This window comes from Paraburkholderia sp. J69-1 (assembly GCF_905220255.1).
GTDB lineage: Bacteria > Pseudomonadota > Gammaproteobacteria > Burkholderiales > Burkholderiaceae > Paraburkholderia.
The window spans coordinates 1-15,913 of record NZ_CAJMZG010000007.1; the positions used below are offsets into that span (position 1 = coordinate 1).

The 15,913-nt window shown below is 64.4% G+C and carries 14 protein-coding genes; 8 read left to right on the forward strand and 6 right to left on the reverse strand.

Translation table 11 applies throughout. The features are described 5' to 3' along the window. Positions 1 to 337 (forward strand): electron transfer flavoprotein subunit alpha/FixB family protein (locus tag U5A67_RS14015; RefSeq protein WP_321815205.1); only part of this gene is annotated, 337 nt, incomplete at its 5' end. A gap of 140 nt (positions 338 to 477) precedes the next feature. Further along, positions 478 to 2,742: a VTT domain-containing protein gene (locus U5A67_RS14020; RefSeq protein ID WP_321815204.1), complete on the forward strand. Its 2,265-nt coding sequence runs from the start codon at positions 478 to 480 to the stop codon at positions 2,740 to 2,742. 5 nt (positions 2,743 to 2,747) lie between these two features. On the opposite strand, the gene U5A67_RS14025 is transcribed toward U5A67_RS14020, so the two are convergent. After that, positions 2,748 to 3,023 (reverse strand): hypothetical protein, encoded by a 276-nt coding sequence (locus U5A67_RS14025; protein WP_205985344.1) that lies wholly within the window; start codon positions 3,021 to 3,023, stop codon positions 2,748 to 2,750. Between the two features lie 245 nt (positions 3,024 to 3,268). Here U5A67_RS14025 and U5A67_RS14030 point away from each other — a divergent pair, with 245 nt between their 5' ends. The 4 genes from U5A67_RS14030 (at position 3,269) to U5A67_RS14045 (ending at position 6,288) form a co-directional block, all read left to right on the forward strand. Beyond that, a complete protein-coding gene (locus tag U5A67_RS14030) occupies positions 3,269 to 4,345 on the forward strand; it encodes a Dyp-type peroxidase (RefSeq protein ID WP_205985345.1) in 1,077 nt (358 codons plus the stop codon). Beyond that, positions 4,338 to 5,159 carry a family 1 encapsulin nanocompartment shell protein gene (locus tag U5A67_RS14035; RefSeq protein ID WP_205985346.1) on the forward strand — a complete coding sequence of 274 codons (822 nt, stop codon included), beginning with the start codon at positions 4,338 to 4,340 and terminating at the stop codon, positions 5,157 to 5,159. Before U5A67_RS14030 ends, U5A67_RS14035 begins: the two co-directional genes overlap by 8 nt. Positions 5,160 to 5,410: 251 nt before the next feature. After that, on the forward strand, positions 5,411 to 5,656 hold the full coding sequence (locus U5A67_RS14040) for a hypothetical protein (protein ID WP_321815219.1): 246 nt from the start codon (positions 5,411 to 5,413) through the stop codon (positions 5,654 to 5,656). A gap of 59 nt (positions 5,657 to 5,715) precedes the next feature. Continuing rightward, entirely contained in the window at positions 5,716 to 6,288 is a 573-nt protein-coding gene (locus U5A67_RS14045) for a hypothetical protein (RefSeq protein ID WP_321815203.1), read from the forward strand. 84 nt (positions 6,289 to 6,372) lie between these two features. On the opposite strand, the gene U5A67_RS14050 is transcribed toward U5A67_RS14045, so the two are convergent. After that, on the reverse strand, positions 6,373 to 8,634 hold the full coding sequence (locus tag U5A67_RS14050) for a TonB-dependent siderophore receptor (protein ID WP_321815202.1): 2,262 nt from the start codon (positions 8,632 to 8,634) through the stop codon (positions 6,373 to 6,375). A gap of 389 nt (positions 8,635 to 9,023) precedes the next feature. On the opposite strand from U5A67_RS14050, the gene U5A67_RS14055 reads away from it, so the two are divergent. Next, positions 9,024 to 9,353 carry a pyrimidine/purine nucleoside phosphorylase gene (locus U5A67_RS14055; RefSeq protein WP_321815201.1) on the forward strand — a complete coding sequence of 110 codons (330 nt, stop codon included), beginning with the start codon at positions 9,024 to 9,026 and terminating at the stop codon, positions 9,351 to 9,353. A 205-nt stretch (positions 9,354 to 9,558) separates the two neighbouring features. Further along, positions 9,559 to 10,950, forward strand: coding sequence for a chloride channel protein (locus U5A67_RS14060; RefSeq protein WP_415767843.1), 1,392 nt, complete (start codon positions 9,559 to 9,561; stop codon positions 10,948 to 10,950). A gap of 12 nt (positions 10,951 to 10,962) precedes the next feature. Here U5A67_RS14060 and U5A67_RS14065 read toward each other — a convergent pair whose 3' ends face one another. From U5A67_RS14065 to U5A67_RS14080, 4 genes are all read right to left on the reverse strand, one after another. Continuing rightward, positions 10,963 to 12,111 carry an enoyl-CoA hydratase/isomerase family protein gene (locus tag U5A67_RS14065; RefSeq protein ID WP_321815200.1) on the reverse strand — a complete coding sequence of 383 codons (1,149 nt, stop codon included), beginning with the start codon at positions 12,109 to 12,111 and terminating at the stop codon, positions 10,963 to 10,965. A 3-nt stretch (positions 12,112 to 12,114) separates the two neighbouring features. Next, positions 12,115 to 12,900: an enoyl-CoA hydratase gene (locus U5A67_RS14070; protein WP_321815199.1), complete on the reverse strand. Its 786-nt coding sequence runs from the start codon at positions 12,898 to 12,900 to the stop codon at positions 12,115 to 12,117. 19 nt (positions 12,901 to 12,919) lie between these two features. After that, entirely contained in the window at positions 12,920 to 14,623 is a 1,704-nt protein-coding gene (locus U5A67_RS14075) for an AMP-binding protein (protein ID WP_321815198.1), read from the reverse strand. A 65-nt stretch (positions 14,624 to 14,688) separates the two neighbouring features. Continuing rightward, entirely contained in the window at positions 14,689 to 15,822 is a 1,134-nt protein-coding gene (locus U5A67_RS14080) for an acyl-CoA dehydrogenase family protein (protein ID WP_321815197.1), read from the reverse strand. Positions 15,823 to 15,913 lie beyond the last annotated feature (91 nt).

A 15,913-nucleotide genomic window follows, 5' to 3' on the forward strand; every position in this document is an offset into this window, starting at 1 on the left:
TGGCCGCGGCCTGGGCAGCGGCGAGAACTACACGCAAGTGCTCGAACCGCTGGCTGACAAGCTCAACGCCGCGCTGGGAGCATCGCGCGCAGCAGTGGACGCGGGCTACGTGCCGAACGACTACCAGGTCGGCCAAACCGGCAAGATCGTCGCGCCGCAACTGTACGTTGCGGTGGGCATCTCGGGTGCGATCCAGCATCTGGCCGGCATGAAGGACTCGAAGGTCATCGTCGCGATCAACAAGGACGAAGAAGCGCCGATCTTCAGCGTGGCCGATTACGGCCTCGTCGGCGATCTGTTCACCGTGACGCCTGAACTGGCCGCCGCGCTCGGCTAAACGCCACACCGCGCGCCACACCGCGCGCAAAAGCGCGCAAACCCCGCCCCGCCGCGTATGCAGGACGCACGCGCGCGGGGCGTTTTCATTGGCGCCGACACCGCATCGCCCACACATCGTCGCACCCGGTTATATTGCGCGTGGAACCGCGCAAAGCCTCGCCTGCGCCCGCCGCCAGTCCATCGGCACTCATCGATACACTCGCCAGCCAAGCAAACGCCCTCGCGATGGAGCACGCCTACGTCCAGTTGCTGCACCTGCTCGCCGATTACCCCGGCTGGACGCTCGCGTTCGTGGTGCTCGCAGCTTTCCTGGAGTCGCTGGCGCTGATCGGCACGTTCTTCCCCGGCAGCACCGCCATGTTCATCGCCGGCGCCTTCGCGGGCACCGGCACGCTCAATCTGGGCTGGCTGTTCGTCTGCGCCATCGCGGGCGCGGTGGCCGGCGACGCGCTGAGCTTCTGGATCGGCCATCGCTACCGCGACTCCATCGCGCGCGTCTGGCCGTTCAGCAAGCATCCGGCGATCCTCGAAAAAGCCCAGGCGTACTTCGTGAGCCACGGCACGCGCAGCGTGATCCTCGCGCGTTTCGTCGCGCCGCTGCGCGCCGTGGTGCCCATCGTCGCGGGCATGGCCGGCATGGCGCCGTGGCGCTTCTTCGTGATGAACGTGGTGTCCGCACTGGTCTGGGCACCCGCGCACATCCTGCCGGGCGTGGTGTTCGGCGCGTCGCTGCAACTGGCGGGCGCGGTGTCGTTCCGGCTGGTGGTCGCCCTCGCCATGATCGTGCTCGCACTCTGGCTGATCTGGCGGTTCACGCACATCCTGCTGGAACATCTGGACAACTGGGCCAGCGCCTCGCGGCGCGGCGTGTCGCGCTGGGCGTCGCAGCATGAAGGCACCGCGGCGCGCCGCCTTGTGCGCCTGCTCGATCCGAAACAGCCCGCGCTGGGCGCGGTGCTCGTCATCACCGCGCTCGTGCCGCTGTGCGCGGCGGTGTTTTCGTACATCCTCGGCAATCTGCTGCGCGGCGATCCGCTGGTGCAGATCGACCAGTCGGTGCGCCAGTTCCTGCAGTCGATCCACACCACCTGGGCGGACACCGTGCTCGCGCACGTCGAAACGCTCGGCAGCAACTACACGCTCGCCGCGCTCGTGCTGACCGTGACGGCGTGGATGGCCGTGGAGCGGCGCTGGCGCACCATCACTTACTGGATGCTCGCGGCGGCGCTCTCGCAGGTGCTGATCCTGCTGCTGCGGTTCGCGATCCACCACGGCTCGCCGGGTGCCGCGCACGTGGGCGCTTACGTGTTCCCGAGCGACCGCGTGGCGTCGATGGTGATCGTCTACGGCTTCACGATGTTCCTGCTGGTGCGCCGCGTGAAGATGATCGAGGCGGCCATCGTCGCGACGGTCGGCAACGGCATCGTCGTATCGGTTACGTTCGCGGGCCTGTATTTCGACCGCTTCCTGTTCTCGGACGCCATCGGCGGCGCGGCCTTTGCGTCGATCTGGGTGGCGGCGGTCGTGCTGCTGTCGCTGTGGCGCTATCCGGCGCGGCCCTCCGAGCGCAACGTGATGCCCGCCATCGTGTTCGCGGTGCTGGCGCTCGCGTTCGTGCTGCAGCGCGGCGTAGCCGAACGCGAGGCGGAACGCGCGTCGAGCGCCACGGCCACGCCCACGGTGGTCGCGCAGATGACGTGGACGGACACGCTCTGGCGCAATTTCGCCTGCTATCGCGTGGACATGAAAGGCGAGCGCCGCGAACCGATGACGCTCCAATGGGCCGCCAGCGCCGCCGATCTGCGCGCCGCGCTGCACGAAGCGGGCTGGAGCGAAGGCGAGCAGATATCGGCGAAAAGCGTGCTTTCGCTGATCGCGCCGAACGTGGATGCGCTCTCGCTGCCGCTGCTGCCCAAGCTCAACAACGGCCTGCCCTCGACGCTGATGTTCGCGCGCGTGCACATCCCCGACGATCCGCAGCGCCCCGGCAGCCGCCGCGACGTGCTGCGCTTCTGGCCGACCGGCTATGCGCTGGCCGCGCGCGCGGGCTCGACGGCGGCGCAGGACGCGCGCAACGCTTTACAGACCGATGCCGTCACGCCCGCGACCATCGTGGCGAATGACGCGAGCGGAGCCCGCGACGCCAAACCCGCCATCGCAGCGCAGCAAGGCCCGGAACTCACGCCGATCTGGGTGGGCTCGCTGGTGCACGAGCGCCTGCGGCGCGCGTCCTGGCCTTTCAATGTGCTGACGACCTACGTCGACCACAAGCCGACGCTCATCCTCGACGCCGGCAGCAGCGCGAAAGACGGCGCACCGCCCGGCTGGCGCATCATCACGATGCCGGGCAGCGAGGGATGCGAAGGACGTCCGGTGATGCTGGTGGTCTCGGGCGGACGCTGAGCGCGTCAGCCTTCGGGGCCGTCGCCCCAGTTGCCCGAAGCGTGATAGCGGTCGATGCGCTTGCGGGCATCGGTATAAGCCGCGTCCAGCGCGGCATCGGGGCCGATGTAATTGCGCATCAGATCGTGAAAGCGCACGCTGCGCCCTTCCAGATGCGCATCCGCGCCGTGCTTGCAGATATAGCCGCTGTAGTGGAACAGCGGCTCGGGCGAGCGCGGCCCGAATGCCGGAATCGGCAATACCCAGATTTCGAAGCCTTCGTGCTCGGTGTGATCCCACATGGTGCGTCTCCTCTAGCGTCGGCACTCACCCTGGTTCTGGAAAAAACAGACCGCACGGCGACTATCCTCCCATGCCGTGACACCGTGCTGCAAACCGCGTTTGCCATGCTTGCCGCTTAAGCGCCTGCTTTTTAGAGTTTGGCTACACTATGCGAGCCCCGTGCGAGCACGCCCCGCGCGGGCGCACACGCGCAGGCACCCCGCAGCAGACTATTCAGCAGACTACTCGAGCGATACCCCACATCATGACGCCGGCCTCACTCACGCAGGAACCGCAGTCCGTCTCCAGCGCCGTCACGCGCAGCGCCTTTTTCATCGTCGCGACCATCAACGAAGATGCCACGAGCCGCGCCGCCGTGCGCGCCTGGTGCGCGGACGTCGCCAATCTCGTGCGCGCGGTCGGCAAGCGCGTGCCGGGCGGCAATCTCTCGTGCGTGGTGGGCTTTTCCTCCGACGCCTGGGACAAGCTGTTCGGCGAGCCGCGCCCTGCCGCGCTGCATCCGTTTCGCGAATTCGGCTCGGGCGAGCGCAAGGCCATCGCCACGCCGGGCGACATCCTGATGCACATCCGCGCCGATCAGACCGATCTCTGTTTCGAACTGGCCACGCAACTGATGAAGCGCCTCGAAGGCGCGGTCACGACCGTGGACGAAGTGCACGGTTTCCGCAACTTCGACATGCGCGCGATGATCGGTTTCGTCGACGGCACGGAAAACCCGGTCGGCAACGAAGCCGTGCATTTCACGGTGATTCAGGATGAAGACGCCGAATTCGCGGGCGGCAGCTACGTGCTGGTGCAAAAGTACCTGCACGACATGAAGGGCTGGAACGCGCTGCCCGTGGAGGCGCAGGAACACATCATCGGGCGCACCAAGCTGCAGGACATCGAACTCGACGAAGGCGTGAAGCCGAGCTGGTCGCATAGCTCGCTCACCACGCTCGACGACGCCCAGGGCAACGAGATCAAGATCCTGCGCGACAACATGCCGTTCGGCCGTCCGGGCCAAGGTGAATTCGGCACCTACTTCATCGGTTATGCGCGCGATCCCCAGCCCATCGAACAGATGCTGGAGAACATGTTCGTCGGCCTGCCGCCGGGCAATTACGACCGTCTGCTCGACTTCAGCCGCGCGGTGACCGGCGGGCTGTTTTTCGTGCCGTCGCAGCCGCTGCTCGAAGCGCTCGCGGACCAGGAGCCGGGCGCGGCGCCCACGATCGACGTGGACAGCCACGATCAAACTGAATCCGAGCCCGCCACCGCAATTTCCGCGGACGGCTCGCTCGCCATCGGTTCCCTTAAAGGAGCACCCCGGTATGAATAATCTCCATCGCGAACTCGCGCCCATTTCCACGGCCGCGTGGTCGCAGATCGAAGAAGAGGTCGCGCGCACCTTCAAGCGCTCGCTCGCAGGCCGCCGCGTCGTGGACGTGAGCGGCCCCGGCGGCGCGGATCTCGCGGGCGTCGGCACGGGTCACCAGAACGGTATCGAAGCGCCGTTCGACGGCATCCGCGCGCGCCAGCGCGAAGTGAAGGCGCTGGTCGAACTGCGCGTGCCGTTCGAACTGTCGCGCGAAGCCATCGACGATGTCGAACGCGGCGCCGAAGACTCCGACTGGCAGCCGGCCAAGGACGCGGCCACGCGTCTCGCCTTTGCGGAAGACCGCGCGATTTTCGACGGCTACAAGGCCGCGCAGATCACCGGCATTCGCGAAGGCACGTCGAACCCGGTGCTGCATCTGCCCGCTGAAATCGCCGATTACCCCGCGGTGATCGCACGCGCGCTCGAACAACTGCGTTTGCAAGGCGTGGATGGGCCGTATGCGGTGCTGCTGGGCTCGGATGCCTATACGGCGGTGAGCGAGGCGAGCGATCAGGGCTATCCGATTCTCGAGCACATTCGCAGGCTCGTGAATGGCGAAATTCTGTGGGCGCCGGCTATCGAGGGCGGCGCGATCGTGACCACTCGCGGCGGCGATTTTGCACTGCATCTCGGCCAGGATGTGTCGATCGGCTATTCGTCGCATGACGAGAAAAGCGTGCGGCTTTATCTGCAGGAGAGCTTCACGTTCATGATGCTGACTGCTGAAGCTTCGGTCGCGGTGACCGGTGAAGTCGAGGAAGCGAAGGCCAAATAGGCGTCTTTCGCTTGTAGAGAGGTAAAGAGCGCTTGATTAGCGCTGATGCCGTTCAGTCGAATGACTGAGCGGCATTTTTGTTTTTGAGGTGCGCACATTTCATGGCTTGTTGCGTAACGAATTCGGACGTTTCTTATATTGCCGCCCCTTCCTGATCGCGAAGTATCGAGGTAGCGAGCGAGTGCTCGCTCGCTGCCCCATTCGCTGGCTATTTCAGCGATTGCTCTCGTCTACCTGGAGGAGGTATCGGAATGTCGAATCAGAAACAGCGCAATAACGCGATCATTGTGGAAAGGCAAATAAACCAAGGGAGCGAAGCACACATCGACCTGTGGAACGGATCGAGACTTACGATAAGCAGCGCACCCGATGCGTTGGCAACGATAGGCCGCTTCTTCGGCAAGGCTTCATTTCGCCAGGGAGCCACTTTTGCGCCCAGAGTAAGCTGGTCCGATCTTGCGGGTTCGAAGTCGATTCTGTTCTGGGAAATCAAATGAGAAGACTTGTAATACTTTCAGTATTCACAATCGCAGGGTGTATCACTGCTATAGCCGTTATGGACATCCTTCTCGCTTTTGACAAAAAACCCGGATGTGGTCTGGATTGCCCAAGCGCAAGGTCTACAGTTGCTATTTACTCAGGCATCTTAACTGTGCTGGCATTCCCAGTATTGAGTTATCTGCTTTTGCGTCAGGGAAAGGATGGATTTCGCCGTGCTTCTGTTGTTCTGGCGGCGATGATCGTGATTGCGTTACTTGGAGCCGGTACTCACTACGTCATCGAATTGCACGAACAATATCGTGCAGCTGAAACCGCAAGACCCGTCGTTGCTGACTTCGACTTTATGTACATGGCGATAGCAACCCGGGACGTTCAGACATATACCAAGGCAGAGGAAAGCAAACCGAAAGCCGCCAGCGTCATCCCGCAATGGCAGCGCTGTGTGATTGACGGTGCATCATGCGACCGTCAAACCGTGCAGGCGCATATGCGCTGCAAAGCCGGTGTGGTGTACGTCAATCAGGCTGACTGGCAAGCATTTGCGTTGATTCCACGCGAAAACCTACGCGGCGCAGTTGCCATGAAATCCATGAATCTTTGTGCACCCGACAACACCCCGGACGAATAAGACGATCATCGCGGTTACGAAAGCCCCGCAGTTGCGGGGCTTTCTTTATTCGGGCGTGAACCGGTTCACAAACTGCTCAAACCCTCACTGATAAAAATTCAACGTCACAACCGCCGAGCGACCCGGTGCCCACGTTGCGTAGATCGGGTACGCGCTCTGGTAGTACTCCTTGTCGAAGATATTGTTCACGTTGAGTTGCAGATCGATCTTCTTCGACACACGCCACGTCGCCGATGCATCGAAACGCGCATAACCCGGCGTCCACTTGCGCGTCGTCGACGACACCGAAGCGTAGGTCAGGCTCGACACCGTCGCGCCCGCGCCCAGCGTGAGCTTCGGCAGCACGTCATAACTCGTCCAGAGCGTGAAATTGTGCTTGGGCACCATCACCATCGGCAGACCCGAGTTTTGCGGCGCGGTCGGACCGGCGTTGGTTGTGATCGCATCCAGATACGAGTAACCGCCGAACACGGCCCACTTGTTCGTCACATTGCCCGCGAAGCCAAATTCAAAGCCGCGCACGCGCTGCGAACCCGCGTTGATCGTGCCGCCCAGGCCATCGCTCACGCGCGCATTGGTCTTGTCGGTCTGGAACAGCGCCGTGGTCAGCGAAAGACGCTTGTCGAGCACGTCCCACTTCGCACCCACTTCGATATTGCGCGAGCGTTCCGGCGCGAGATCCTGGTTGGTCGCCGTGATCTGGTCGGTGCCGCCGCCCAGACCCGAGTTCGAGCCCGGCGGATTCGACGAGGTGCCATACGACGCGTACAGACTCACCGTCTCGATCGGCTTGAACACCAGGCCGAACTGATAGCTGAACATGTTCGACGTGTTGCTCAGATCGGCCACGCCCTGCTGCTGCGCGTTCACGTCATAGCGGTCGAAGCGCATGCCGGCGTTGAATATCCAGCGATCGGACAGTTGCACGCTGTCGAACAGATACGCCGATGCCGTATTCGTGCGCGTATGCGTGGCCGGTCCCGGGAAGCTCTTGTCGCCGTTGAGCGTGATGTTGCCGGTCCACGGGTTGTTCGCGTTCCAGCCGTTGACCGTCGTGCAGTTGTACGCGATCGAGCACGGGCCGCCCGAGCGGATGTTGTTGCCCGCCGAATCGGTCACGAGGTAGCCCTCGTAGAGATCCTGCTCGTGGCTGAATTCCACGCCCGCGGTGAGCGTGTGACGCATGCCGTAGAGGTCGAACTTGCCGTTCGCTTCGGTCTGGTTCGACACGCTGTTGGTGGCGTACTTGCCGCTCTTGGCCTGCAGGCTCAGGATGTTCGAGGTCGCGCTGGTCAGCTGCGGATTCGTCGCAATGTAATCGAGCGTCGAGCGGCCGAACATCGTCGTGTTCTTGATCTTCCACGCGTCGTTGATGCGATGCTCGACCTTGATTTCGCCGGTGTCGTTCTGGCCGCGGCGATAGTCGCGCGAATTCAGGCCGTAAAACTGGCTGCGATTGCTCGAGATCGGCGTGCCGCCCGTCGAACGGAACGGCACGCTGAAGTCCGGCATGTCGTACGTATTCAGATGGTAGTAGCTCAGCGTGACCGTGGTCGGCGAATTCAGGCCGAACGCGACCGACGGCGCCACGCCCCAACGCTTGCTATAGACATTGGTGCGGCCCGCCACATCGGAATCGTGGCCCATCACGTTCAGGCGGAACGCGGTGGTGTCGTTGACCTTCTGGTTCCAGTCGATGGTCGCGCGGCGGAAGCTGTCCGTGCCCAGTCCGACGCTGCCGTTGATGAAGTTATCGGCCGTCGGCGTCTTGGTGGTGATGTCGATGCTGCCGCCCACCGATCCGCGCCCCGCGTACACCGAATCCGGGCCCTTCACGACGCTGATGTTTTCCACGTCGAAGGTCTCGCGGTTCTGCACGCCCGAGTCGCGCATGCCGTCCACGAAGATCGAATTGCGCGATTCGAAGCCGCGAATCACCGGACGGTCCGCCGACGGGTTCGCCGCCGCGTCGCCGCCCAGGAAGGTGATGCCGGGCACCGTGCGCAGCGCGTCTTCGAAGGTCGACACGTTCTTCTGCTTGAGCACTTCCTGCGGGATCACCGTGACCGAACGCGGCGTGTCGATGAGCGGCGAGGTGAACTTGTACGAGGACAGCGACTTCGTCTGCATCTCCGAAGGCGCCGACGAACTCACCTTGACCGCAGGCAGCGTGGCATCGGCCGACGAGGTAGTCGAAGCGGCGCTGGCGGCGGCAGCGGCACTGGCGGAAGCCGGCACGGCCGGCGCGGCCTGCGCATGAGCCGCGGACGTGGCGAAGAAACCGGAGCAATACAGGGCTGCTACGGACGCGACTGTGCGCATCCGCGTCGGGATGATGACGGACATGGTTAGGCGGTTTGATCGAAGGCGCGAGCCTATGCGCAGCCGATGCAGGGCGTCATGCCCCCGCCGCGCCAGCGCCAGGAAAAGCCTTGTAGTTGTCGTGTTTTTTCGTACTTGCGAATGCGAATGTTTCTCATTCGCTTAAGCAATTGTAATTATTCGTGACACTCATGTAAACACTGAATAGTGAATTTGTAGGGAAACGCTGACAGAATTTGGGAATAGCGTCCCGCCCATCTGGCCGGCCGAAGCACCGCGCGGCGATATTGAGCGCTACGCCAGCCACGCGCGGACCGGTATGATGGCGGGCTCGCACCGGGCACGCGGGCCAGCCTGAAGCCGCGCCCGGCCGCGCACTGCATCCATTCACGTACGACCCAGAGGAAGACGCCATGACGGCCGCAGCACAATCCACCCAATTCGACCAGGTTTCCGTAGTCAAACGCGCCAACGTCTATTTCGAAGGCAAGTGCGTGTCGCATACCGTGCTGTTCGCAGACGGCAGCCGCAAGACGCTCGGCGTGATCCTGCCGTGCCAGCTGAATTTCGGCACCGACGCGCCCGAACTGATGGAAGTGCAGGCCGGCAAATGCCGCATCCGCCTCGACGGCAGCGAAGAGTGGAATACGTACAGCGCGGGCGAGTCGTTCTCCGTGCCGGGCAAGAGCCGCTTCGACATCGAAGTGATCGAGACGCTCGACTACGTCTGCAGCTACCTGTAAGCGTCGGCGCACTCGCGCTCCCGTTTCGTACGCCCGCCGTGCCTTGTGTACGGCGGGCGTTTTCGTTGGTGCCGGTTCGGTGCCGAATCCTTGCCGCGTCCATGCCGGTGATTCGCGGCCTGAGCGCGTCTGAAAGACGCCATCGCTACAATTGACGCCGTCTTTTCCCCTTCCCGCTTCCTTCTCCCGCTACACCGTGCTGCCCATCGATCCCGCTCCGCGCCCGCGCGCTCGCCCCGATTCCGAACGTCCTGCCGCGCGCAGCCCGCTGCTCACGCTTGGCGTGGTGACCGTGCTGACCGGCATCGGCGCGGGTCTGGGCGGCATGTCGCTCGCGCTGCTGCTGCACGCGATCCAGCACTTCGCGTACGGCTATAGCCAGGCGCATTTGATCGGCAACGAGAGTTTTCTGCAGGGCGTGACAGGCACTGCGCCGCTGCGGCGCGTGGCCGTGCTGGTGGCGTGCGGACTGATCGGCGGCGGCGGATGGTGGGCGCTGTATCGCTATGGCCGGCCGCTCGTGAGCATCAACGCGGCGCTCAAACCGGGCGGCCCGCGCATGCCGGTCGGCGCCACCGTCGTGCATGCGCTGCTGCAGATCGTGACGGTGGCGATGGGCTCGCCGCTCGGCCGCGAAGTCGCGCCGCGCGAGATCGGCGCGGTGATCGCAAGCTGGCTCGCGCGGCGCACCGGCCTGACCGCCGCCGAACGCCGCGTGATGATCGCCTGCGGCGCGGGCGCGGGTCTCGCCGCGGTGTACAACGTGCCGCTGGGCGGCACGGTGTTTGTGCTCGAAGTGCTGCTGGGCACTTTCGGCTGGTCGGCGGCCGTGCCTGCGCTCACGACTTCGGCGATTGCCGCCGTCGTCGCGTGGATCGGCCTCGGCGACGAGCAGCAATATCACGTGCCCGCCTACACGATCAACGCGCAACTGGTGGTGTGGTCGGTGCTGTGCGGGCCGCTATTCGGCGCGGCCGCGCATCTCTTTACGCGCGTGACGAGCCGCGCGCGCGACGCCTCGCCCAGGGACTGGCGCCTGCCTTTGTTCGCGGTGCTGAATTTTGCGGCCATCGGCGTGCTGGCCATCTGGTTTCCGCAATTGCTGGGCAACGGCAAAGGTCCGGCCGGCCTGAGTTTCGACGATAACCTCGGCATCGGCCTCGCGGCCAGCTTGCTGGTGCTCAAGGTGCTGATCACGACGGGCACGCTGCGCGCGGGCGCCAAGGGCGGCCTGCTCACGCCGGGTCTCGCGAACGGCGCATTGCTCGCGATCGTGATCGCGGGCCTCGTCAATCACCTGTGGCCGGGGCTTTCGGCGGGCGCGTTTGCGATCGTGGGCGCGGCGGCGTTCCTCGCCGCGTCGATGCAGATGCCGCTGACCGCCACCGTGCTGATGCTGGAATTCACGCACGTGAACCACGATCTGGCGATTCCGATGCTGCTGGCCATCGCCGGATCGGTGGCGACCTTGCGGCTGCTCGCGCGTGCGCAACGGCCTGCGCGCGGCACCACGGCGGGCCGCATGTCGGATGAAGAACGGCAGCGCCGCCTCGCGGCCCTGCGAGACCCCACGGCGGCGCGCGAAGCGTCGGACTGACGCTTCAAACCATCACGCGCCCAGATCCGCGAGCGGATGCGCCTGGGCGCGCCACGGCGAGCAGAGGAAATGCTGCACGCGTTGGTCGCGCACTTCGGCGAGCGTGGCCGGCACCCATCGCGGTTTGCGGTCTTTATCGATCAGATGCGCGCGCACGCCTTCGCAGAAGTCGCCCTCTTCGATTGCGCGCGCAACGATCCCGAGTTCCATGCGAAAGCTCTCCGCGAGTGTCATCTGCCGACCGCGCAACAGCGCTTCGCGCGTGACCTCGAGCATCGTCGGCGAATAGTGCGTGAGCGCTTCGAGTGTGGCTTCGAGCCACGCGCGATCGGCATCGGACGGTTCGCGCTCGAGATCGGCGCGCAAGGACGCCACGATGTCGAACACGCGCAAGCGGCGATTGAAATGCTTCGCGATCAGCGCTGCATGCGCGCTCAACGCACCCGCGTTCGCTTCGTGACACGGCGCGTCGAACACGCGGCGCAGCGTTTCGCGCACATTGCCATCGACATGCGTTTGCGCGAGCCGCGCCTCGTAACCGTCGAGCCATTCGCCCGGCACGCAGACATCGGCGAGATGGCAGTGAAGCGCATCCGCGCCGCTGAGCATCGCGCCCGTGAGGCCCACGTAAAGCTCGGTTTCCACCGGCATTCTGGCGAGAAAATGCGTCGCGCCCACATCGGGCAGCAAGCCGATGCGCGTCTCCGGCATGGCAATCTTCGTGCGCGTGGTCGCCACACGCAGCGCCGCCGCCTGGCCGAGGCCCATGCCGCCGCCCATCGTCACGCCATCGAGCAACGCCACGAGCGGCTTGTCGAAGGTATGCAGCGCGTAATCGAGCCGGTATTCGTCGACGAAAAACTGCTGCCAGCCCTCTTCGCCCAGACGCTCGCCCGCGCGCGCCAGCCGGTCGATCGCACGCACATCGCCGCCCGCGCAAAAGCCCTTCGGCCCCGCGCCTTCGAGCACCAGCGCGACGATGGCGTCATCGCGGCGCACGCGTTCGAGCAACCCGGCGATCTCGCGCACCATCGCATGCGACAGCGCATTGAGCGCAGCCGGACGATTCAAGGTGATGATCGCAACGCGGTTGACGACGCGAAATAGCACGTCCGGCTCGGCTTCCGTTGAAACCTGCGTGGAAGCGGGTATTGCATTCATTACTTAGCTCTCCGTTTCAATATGCCAGCGCGGCTTGCGTTTCTCCAGAAACGCATTGACGCCTTCGCGCTGGTTGGGCGAATCGAACAAATCGACCATCATCTCGCGCTCGACCGCCAGTGCAGCGTGGCGCGGCACGCCGTTGCGCGCCTGATGAATCAAGGTCTTGCTGGAGGTCACCGCCTGCGGGCTCAGCGTCGTCACGCGCGCGGCCATCGCCAGCGCCGCGTCGCGCGCGCCGCCCTGCGGCACCACTTCCTCGACCAGACCAATGCGCAGCGCCGTGGCCGCATCCACGCGCTCGCCGGTCAGGATCATGCGTTTGGCCCTGCCTTCGCCCACGAGCCAGGGCAGCGTCTGCGTACCACAACCGCACGGCAGCAGGCCGACCGCAGGCTCGGGCAAGGCCAGTTGCGCGTGTTCTTCGGCGATGCGGATATCGCAGGCCAGCGCGCATTCCAGCCCGCCGCCCATCGCATAGCCGTTGATTGCGGCGATCACCACGGCGCGCGCGTTCTGCAAGGTCTCGAAGGCGGCGCCGAATGCGCTGGCCGCCGTGCGTGCGACGTCGCGATGGCCATCGGCGAACGCGTTGAGGTCGGCACCGGCGCTGAAGAACTTCGGGCCGCTGCCGGTGATGACGATGGCACGCACGTGCGCCTCGCGATTGAACGTCTCGACCACCTGCTGAAGCTGGCGCAGGCCGTCGATCGTGAAGGCATTGGCGGGTGGCCGCGCGAGCGTGACAAGCGCAACCGCGCCGTCGTGCACGTACTCGAATTCGATCATTTCGGACTCCGTCTTTATTTCAGCGAAGCTCCGGGAAATCTTCTTCCCAGTATTCGTCGGGCTGGCGTGCGGGCTCTGCCGTGCGTTCCATCTCGCGGCGGCGCAGTTCGACGCGGCGAATCTTGCCCGAAATCGTCTTCGGCAAATCGCTGAATTGCAGACGGCGGATGCGTTTGTACGGCGCGAGTTTTTCGCGCGAAAAACGGAACACTTCGCGCGCGAGTTCGGGGCCGGCTTCATAGCCCTGACGCACGATCACGAAGGCTTTCGGCACGGAAAGACGCAGTTCGTCCGGGCTTGGCACGACGGCGGCTTCCGCAATGGCTTCGTGTTCGATCAGCACGCTTTCCAGTTCGAACGGGCTCAGGCGGTAGTCGGACGATTTGAATACGTCATCGGCGCGGCCGACGTAGACGAAATAGCCGTCGTCGCGGCGCAGCGCCACATCGGAGGTGTGGTAATAGCCGTTGCGCATGGCGTATTCGCTGGCCTTCGCGTTGTTCGCATAGCCCGTCATCAGACCGAGCGGACGCTGCGCCAGCGGCAAGGCAATTTCGCCCTCGCTCGCGGGTTGATCGTCCGCATCGACGAGTTCGACGCGATAACCGGGCAGCGGCCGCCCCATCGATCCGGCCACCACCGGCTGGCCCGGCGAATTGCCGATCTGGCAGGTGGTTTCGGTCTGCCCGTAACCGTCGCGGATCGTGATATTCCACGCGTGACGCACGCGTTCGATGATCTCGGGATTGAGCGGCTCGCCCGCGCCGACGATCTCGCGCAGCTTGACCGCGTGACTCGCCAGCGGTTCCTGCACGAGCATGCGCCAGACCGTGGGCGGCGCGCATAGCGTGGTCACGCCGCATTGCACGAGCGCAGCGAGCGTGTCTTTCGGCACGAAGCGCGCGTAGTTGTAGACGAACACGCAGGCCTGCGCGTTCCAAGGCGCGAAAAAGCAACTCCACGCGTGTTTGGCCCAGCCCGGCGAGCTGATATTCCAATGGATATCGCCGGGCATCAGGCCGATCCAGTACAGGGTCGAGAGATGGCCGACAGGATAGCTCTGGTGCGTATGTTCGACGAGCTTGGGCTTCGAGGTCGTGCCCGACGTGAAGTACAGCAGCATCGGATCGGTGGCACGCGTGAGGCCAGCGGGTTCGAATGCCGCGCTCGATGCATAGGCCTGCGAAAGATCGATCCAGACTTCGCGCGACGCCCCCACCGCGATGCGCTTCACGCTCGTATCCAGCGCGTCGAACTTCGCGAGTTCGGCCGCGTCGACCACGACAAAGCGCGCGCCGCCCGTTTCTACACGCTCGCGCACATCGTCGGGCGAAAGCTGCGTGGTGGCCGGCAGCACGATCGCGCCCAGCTTCATCGCCGCCAGCATCACGTCCCAGAGTTCGACGCGGTTCGGCAACATCAGCAGCAGACGGTCGCCGCGCCCCACGCCGTGCTCGCGCAGAAAATTCGCCATGCGCGAGGAGCGTTCGGCCATCTGCGCATAGGAATATTTCGTGCCGCCATCGGCGAGGTCGTCGACGATCCAGAGCGCCGGCTGATCGTTATCGTGCGCAATCACGTCGAAGTAATCGAGCGCCCAATTGAAGGTGTCGAGTTGCGGCCACGCGAATTCGGCATAGGCGCGATCGTAGTCGGTGCGGTGGCGCTGCAGCAGATCGCGCGCATCGATGAAGGCCTGCGCGGAAGGGGTGAACCTGTTCATCGCCGATGTCTCCAGTTTGTGCGCCGTTTCGCGCTTTTTATTTGATTCGCAATCCTTTGTTTATTTCAAAGCTGCCGCGCAATCACCATCCGCTGCACTTCGCTCGTGCCTTCGTAAATCTGCGTGATGCGTGCGTCGCGGTAATGACGCTCGACCGGATAATCGTTGAGGAAGCCGTAGCCGCCATGAATCTGGATCGCGTGCGAACAGACTTCTTCGGCCATTTCGGAGGCGTAGAGCTTGGCCTGCGAAGCCTCCGAAAGACAGGGCTTGCCCAGCGAGCGCAGCCGCGCCGCATGATGCACCAGATGCCGCGCAGCGTTGATGCGCGTGTGCATGTCCGCCAGCATGTTCGCCACGCTCTGATGCCCGATGATCGCCTCGCCGAACTGCACGCGCTCGTGCGCGTACGCACGCGCCGCATCGAAAGCCGCGCGCGCGATCCCCAGCGCCTGCGCCGCGATGCCAATGCGCCCGCCCTCCAGATTCGACAGCGCGATCTTCAGCCCTTCGCCGCGCTGGCCAAGCAGATTCGCTTCGGGAATCGCGCAATCGACCAGCGAGATCGGGCAGGTATCGGAAGCGCGAATGCCCATTTTCTTTTCGGGCGGCCCGACGTTGAAGCCCGGCGTGCCGGTCGGCACAACGAAGGCGGACAGACCGCGCTTGCCCGCATCGGCATCGGTCACGGCAAACACGATCGCGAGGCTCGCGCGCGAAGCATTGGTCACGAACTGCTTGTTGCCGTTGAGCACCCACTGGCCGTCGCGCAGTTCGGCGCGGGTGCGCAGATTGCTGGCCTCGGAACCGGCCTGCGGCTCGGTCAGGCAGAACGCGCCGATCATCTCGCCGCTCGCGAGCTTGGCCAGCCAGCGGTCTTTCTGCGCACCGCTGCCGTACTGCAGGATCGGGCCGCAGCCCACCGAGTTATGCACGCTCACGAGCGTCGCGCACGAGGCGCAACCCGCGGCGATCTCTTCCATCGCGAGCGCATAGGCCACGTAGTCGGTGTAGGAACCGCCCTGCTCCTGCGGCACGATCATGCCGAGAAAGCCCAGTTCGCCCAGTTGCGCGACGATCTCGTCGGGCAGCTTGCCTTCGCGGTCCCATTGCGCCGCGTTGGGCGCGAGGCGCTCGCTCGAAAAATCGCGCGCGGCGTCGCGAATCATGCGTTGATCGTCGGTATAGAACTCGTCCATCGCTGTCTCCTTCCTGACCACTCTTTGCTGTCTGTGCGCAGGCTCGCGCAGCCGCATGACATGCACTGTCGCGCGGCGCGGCGCCGGCCGC

What these genes read in the sequence shown, in the direction of transcription:
- U5A67_RS14025 (WP_205985344.1), bottom strand. Translation starts at nt 3,023, where the DNA reads ATGTGGGATCACACCGAGCACGAAGGCTTCGAAATCTGGGTATTGCCG.
- U5A67_RS14030 (WP_205985345.1), top strand. Translation starts at nt 3,269, where the DNA reads ATGACGCCGGCCTCACTCACGCAGGAACCGCAGTCCGTCTCCAGCGCC.
- U5A67_RS14035 (WP_205985346.1), top strand. Translation starts at nt 4,338, where the DNA reads ATGAATAATCTCCATCGCGAACTCGCGCCCATTTCCACGGCCGCGTGG.
- U5A67_RS14040 (WP_321815219.1), top strand. Translation starts at nt 5,411, where the DNA reads ATGTCGAATCAGAAACAGCGCAATAACGCGATCATTGTGGAAAGGCAA.
- U5A67_RS14045 (WP_321815203.1), top strand. Translation starts at nt 5,716, where the DNA reads ATGGACATCCTTCTCGCTTTTGACAAAAAACCCGGATGTGGTCTGGAT.
- U5A67_RS14050 (WP_321815202.1), bottom strand. Translation starts at nt 8,634, where the DNA reads ATGTCCGTCATCATCCCGACGCGGATGCGCACAGTCGCGTCCGTAGCA.
- U5A67_RS14055 (WP_321815201.1), top strand. Translation starts at nt 9,024, where the DNA reads ATGACGGCCGCAGCACAATCCACCCAATTCGACCAGGTTTCCGTAGTC.
- U5A67_RS14065 (WP_321815200.1), bottom strand. Translation starts at nt 12,111, where the DNA reads ATGAATGCAATACCCGCTTCCACGCAGGTTTCAACGGAAGCCGAGCCG.
- U5A67_RS14070 (WP_321815199.1), bottom strand. Translation starts at nt 12,900, where the DNA reads ATGATCGAATTCGAGTACGTGCACGACGGCGCGGTTGCGCTTGTCACG.
- U5A67_RS14075 (WP_321815198.1), bottom strand. Translation starts at nt 14,623, where the DNA reads ATGAACAGGTTCACCCCTTCCGCGCAGGCCTTCATCGATGCGCGCGAT.
- U5A67_RS14080 (WP_321815197.1), bottom strand. Translation starts at nt 15,822, where the DNA reads ATGGACGAGTTCTATACCGACGATCAACGCATGATTCGCGACGCCGCG.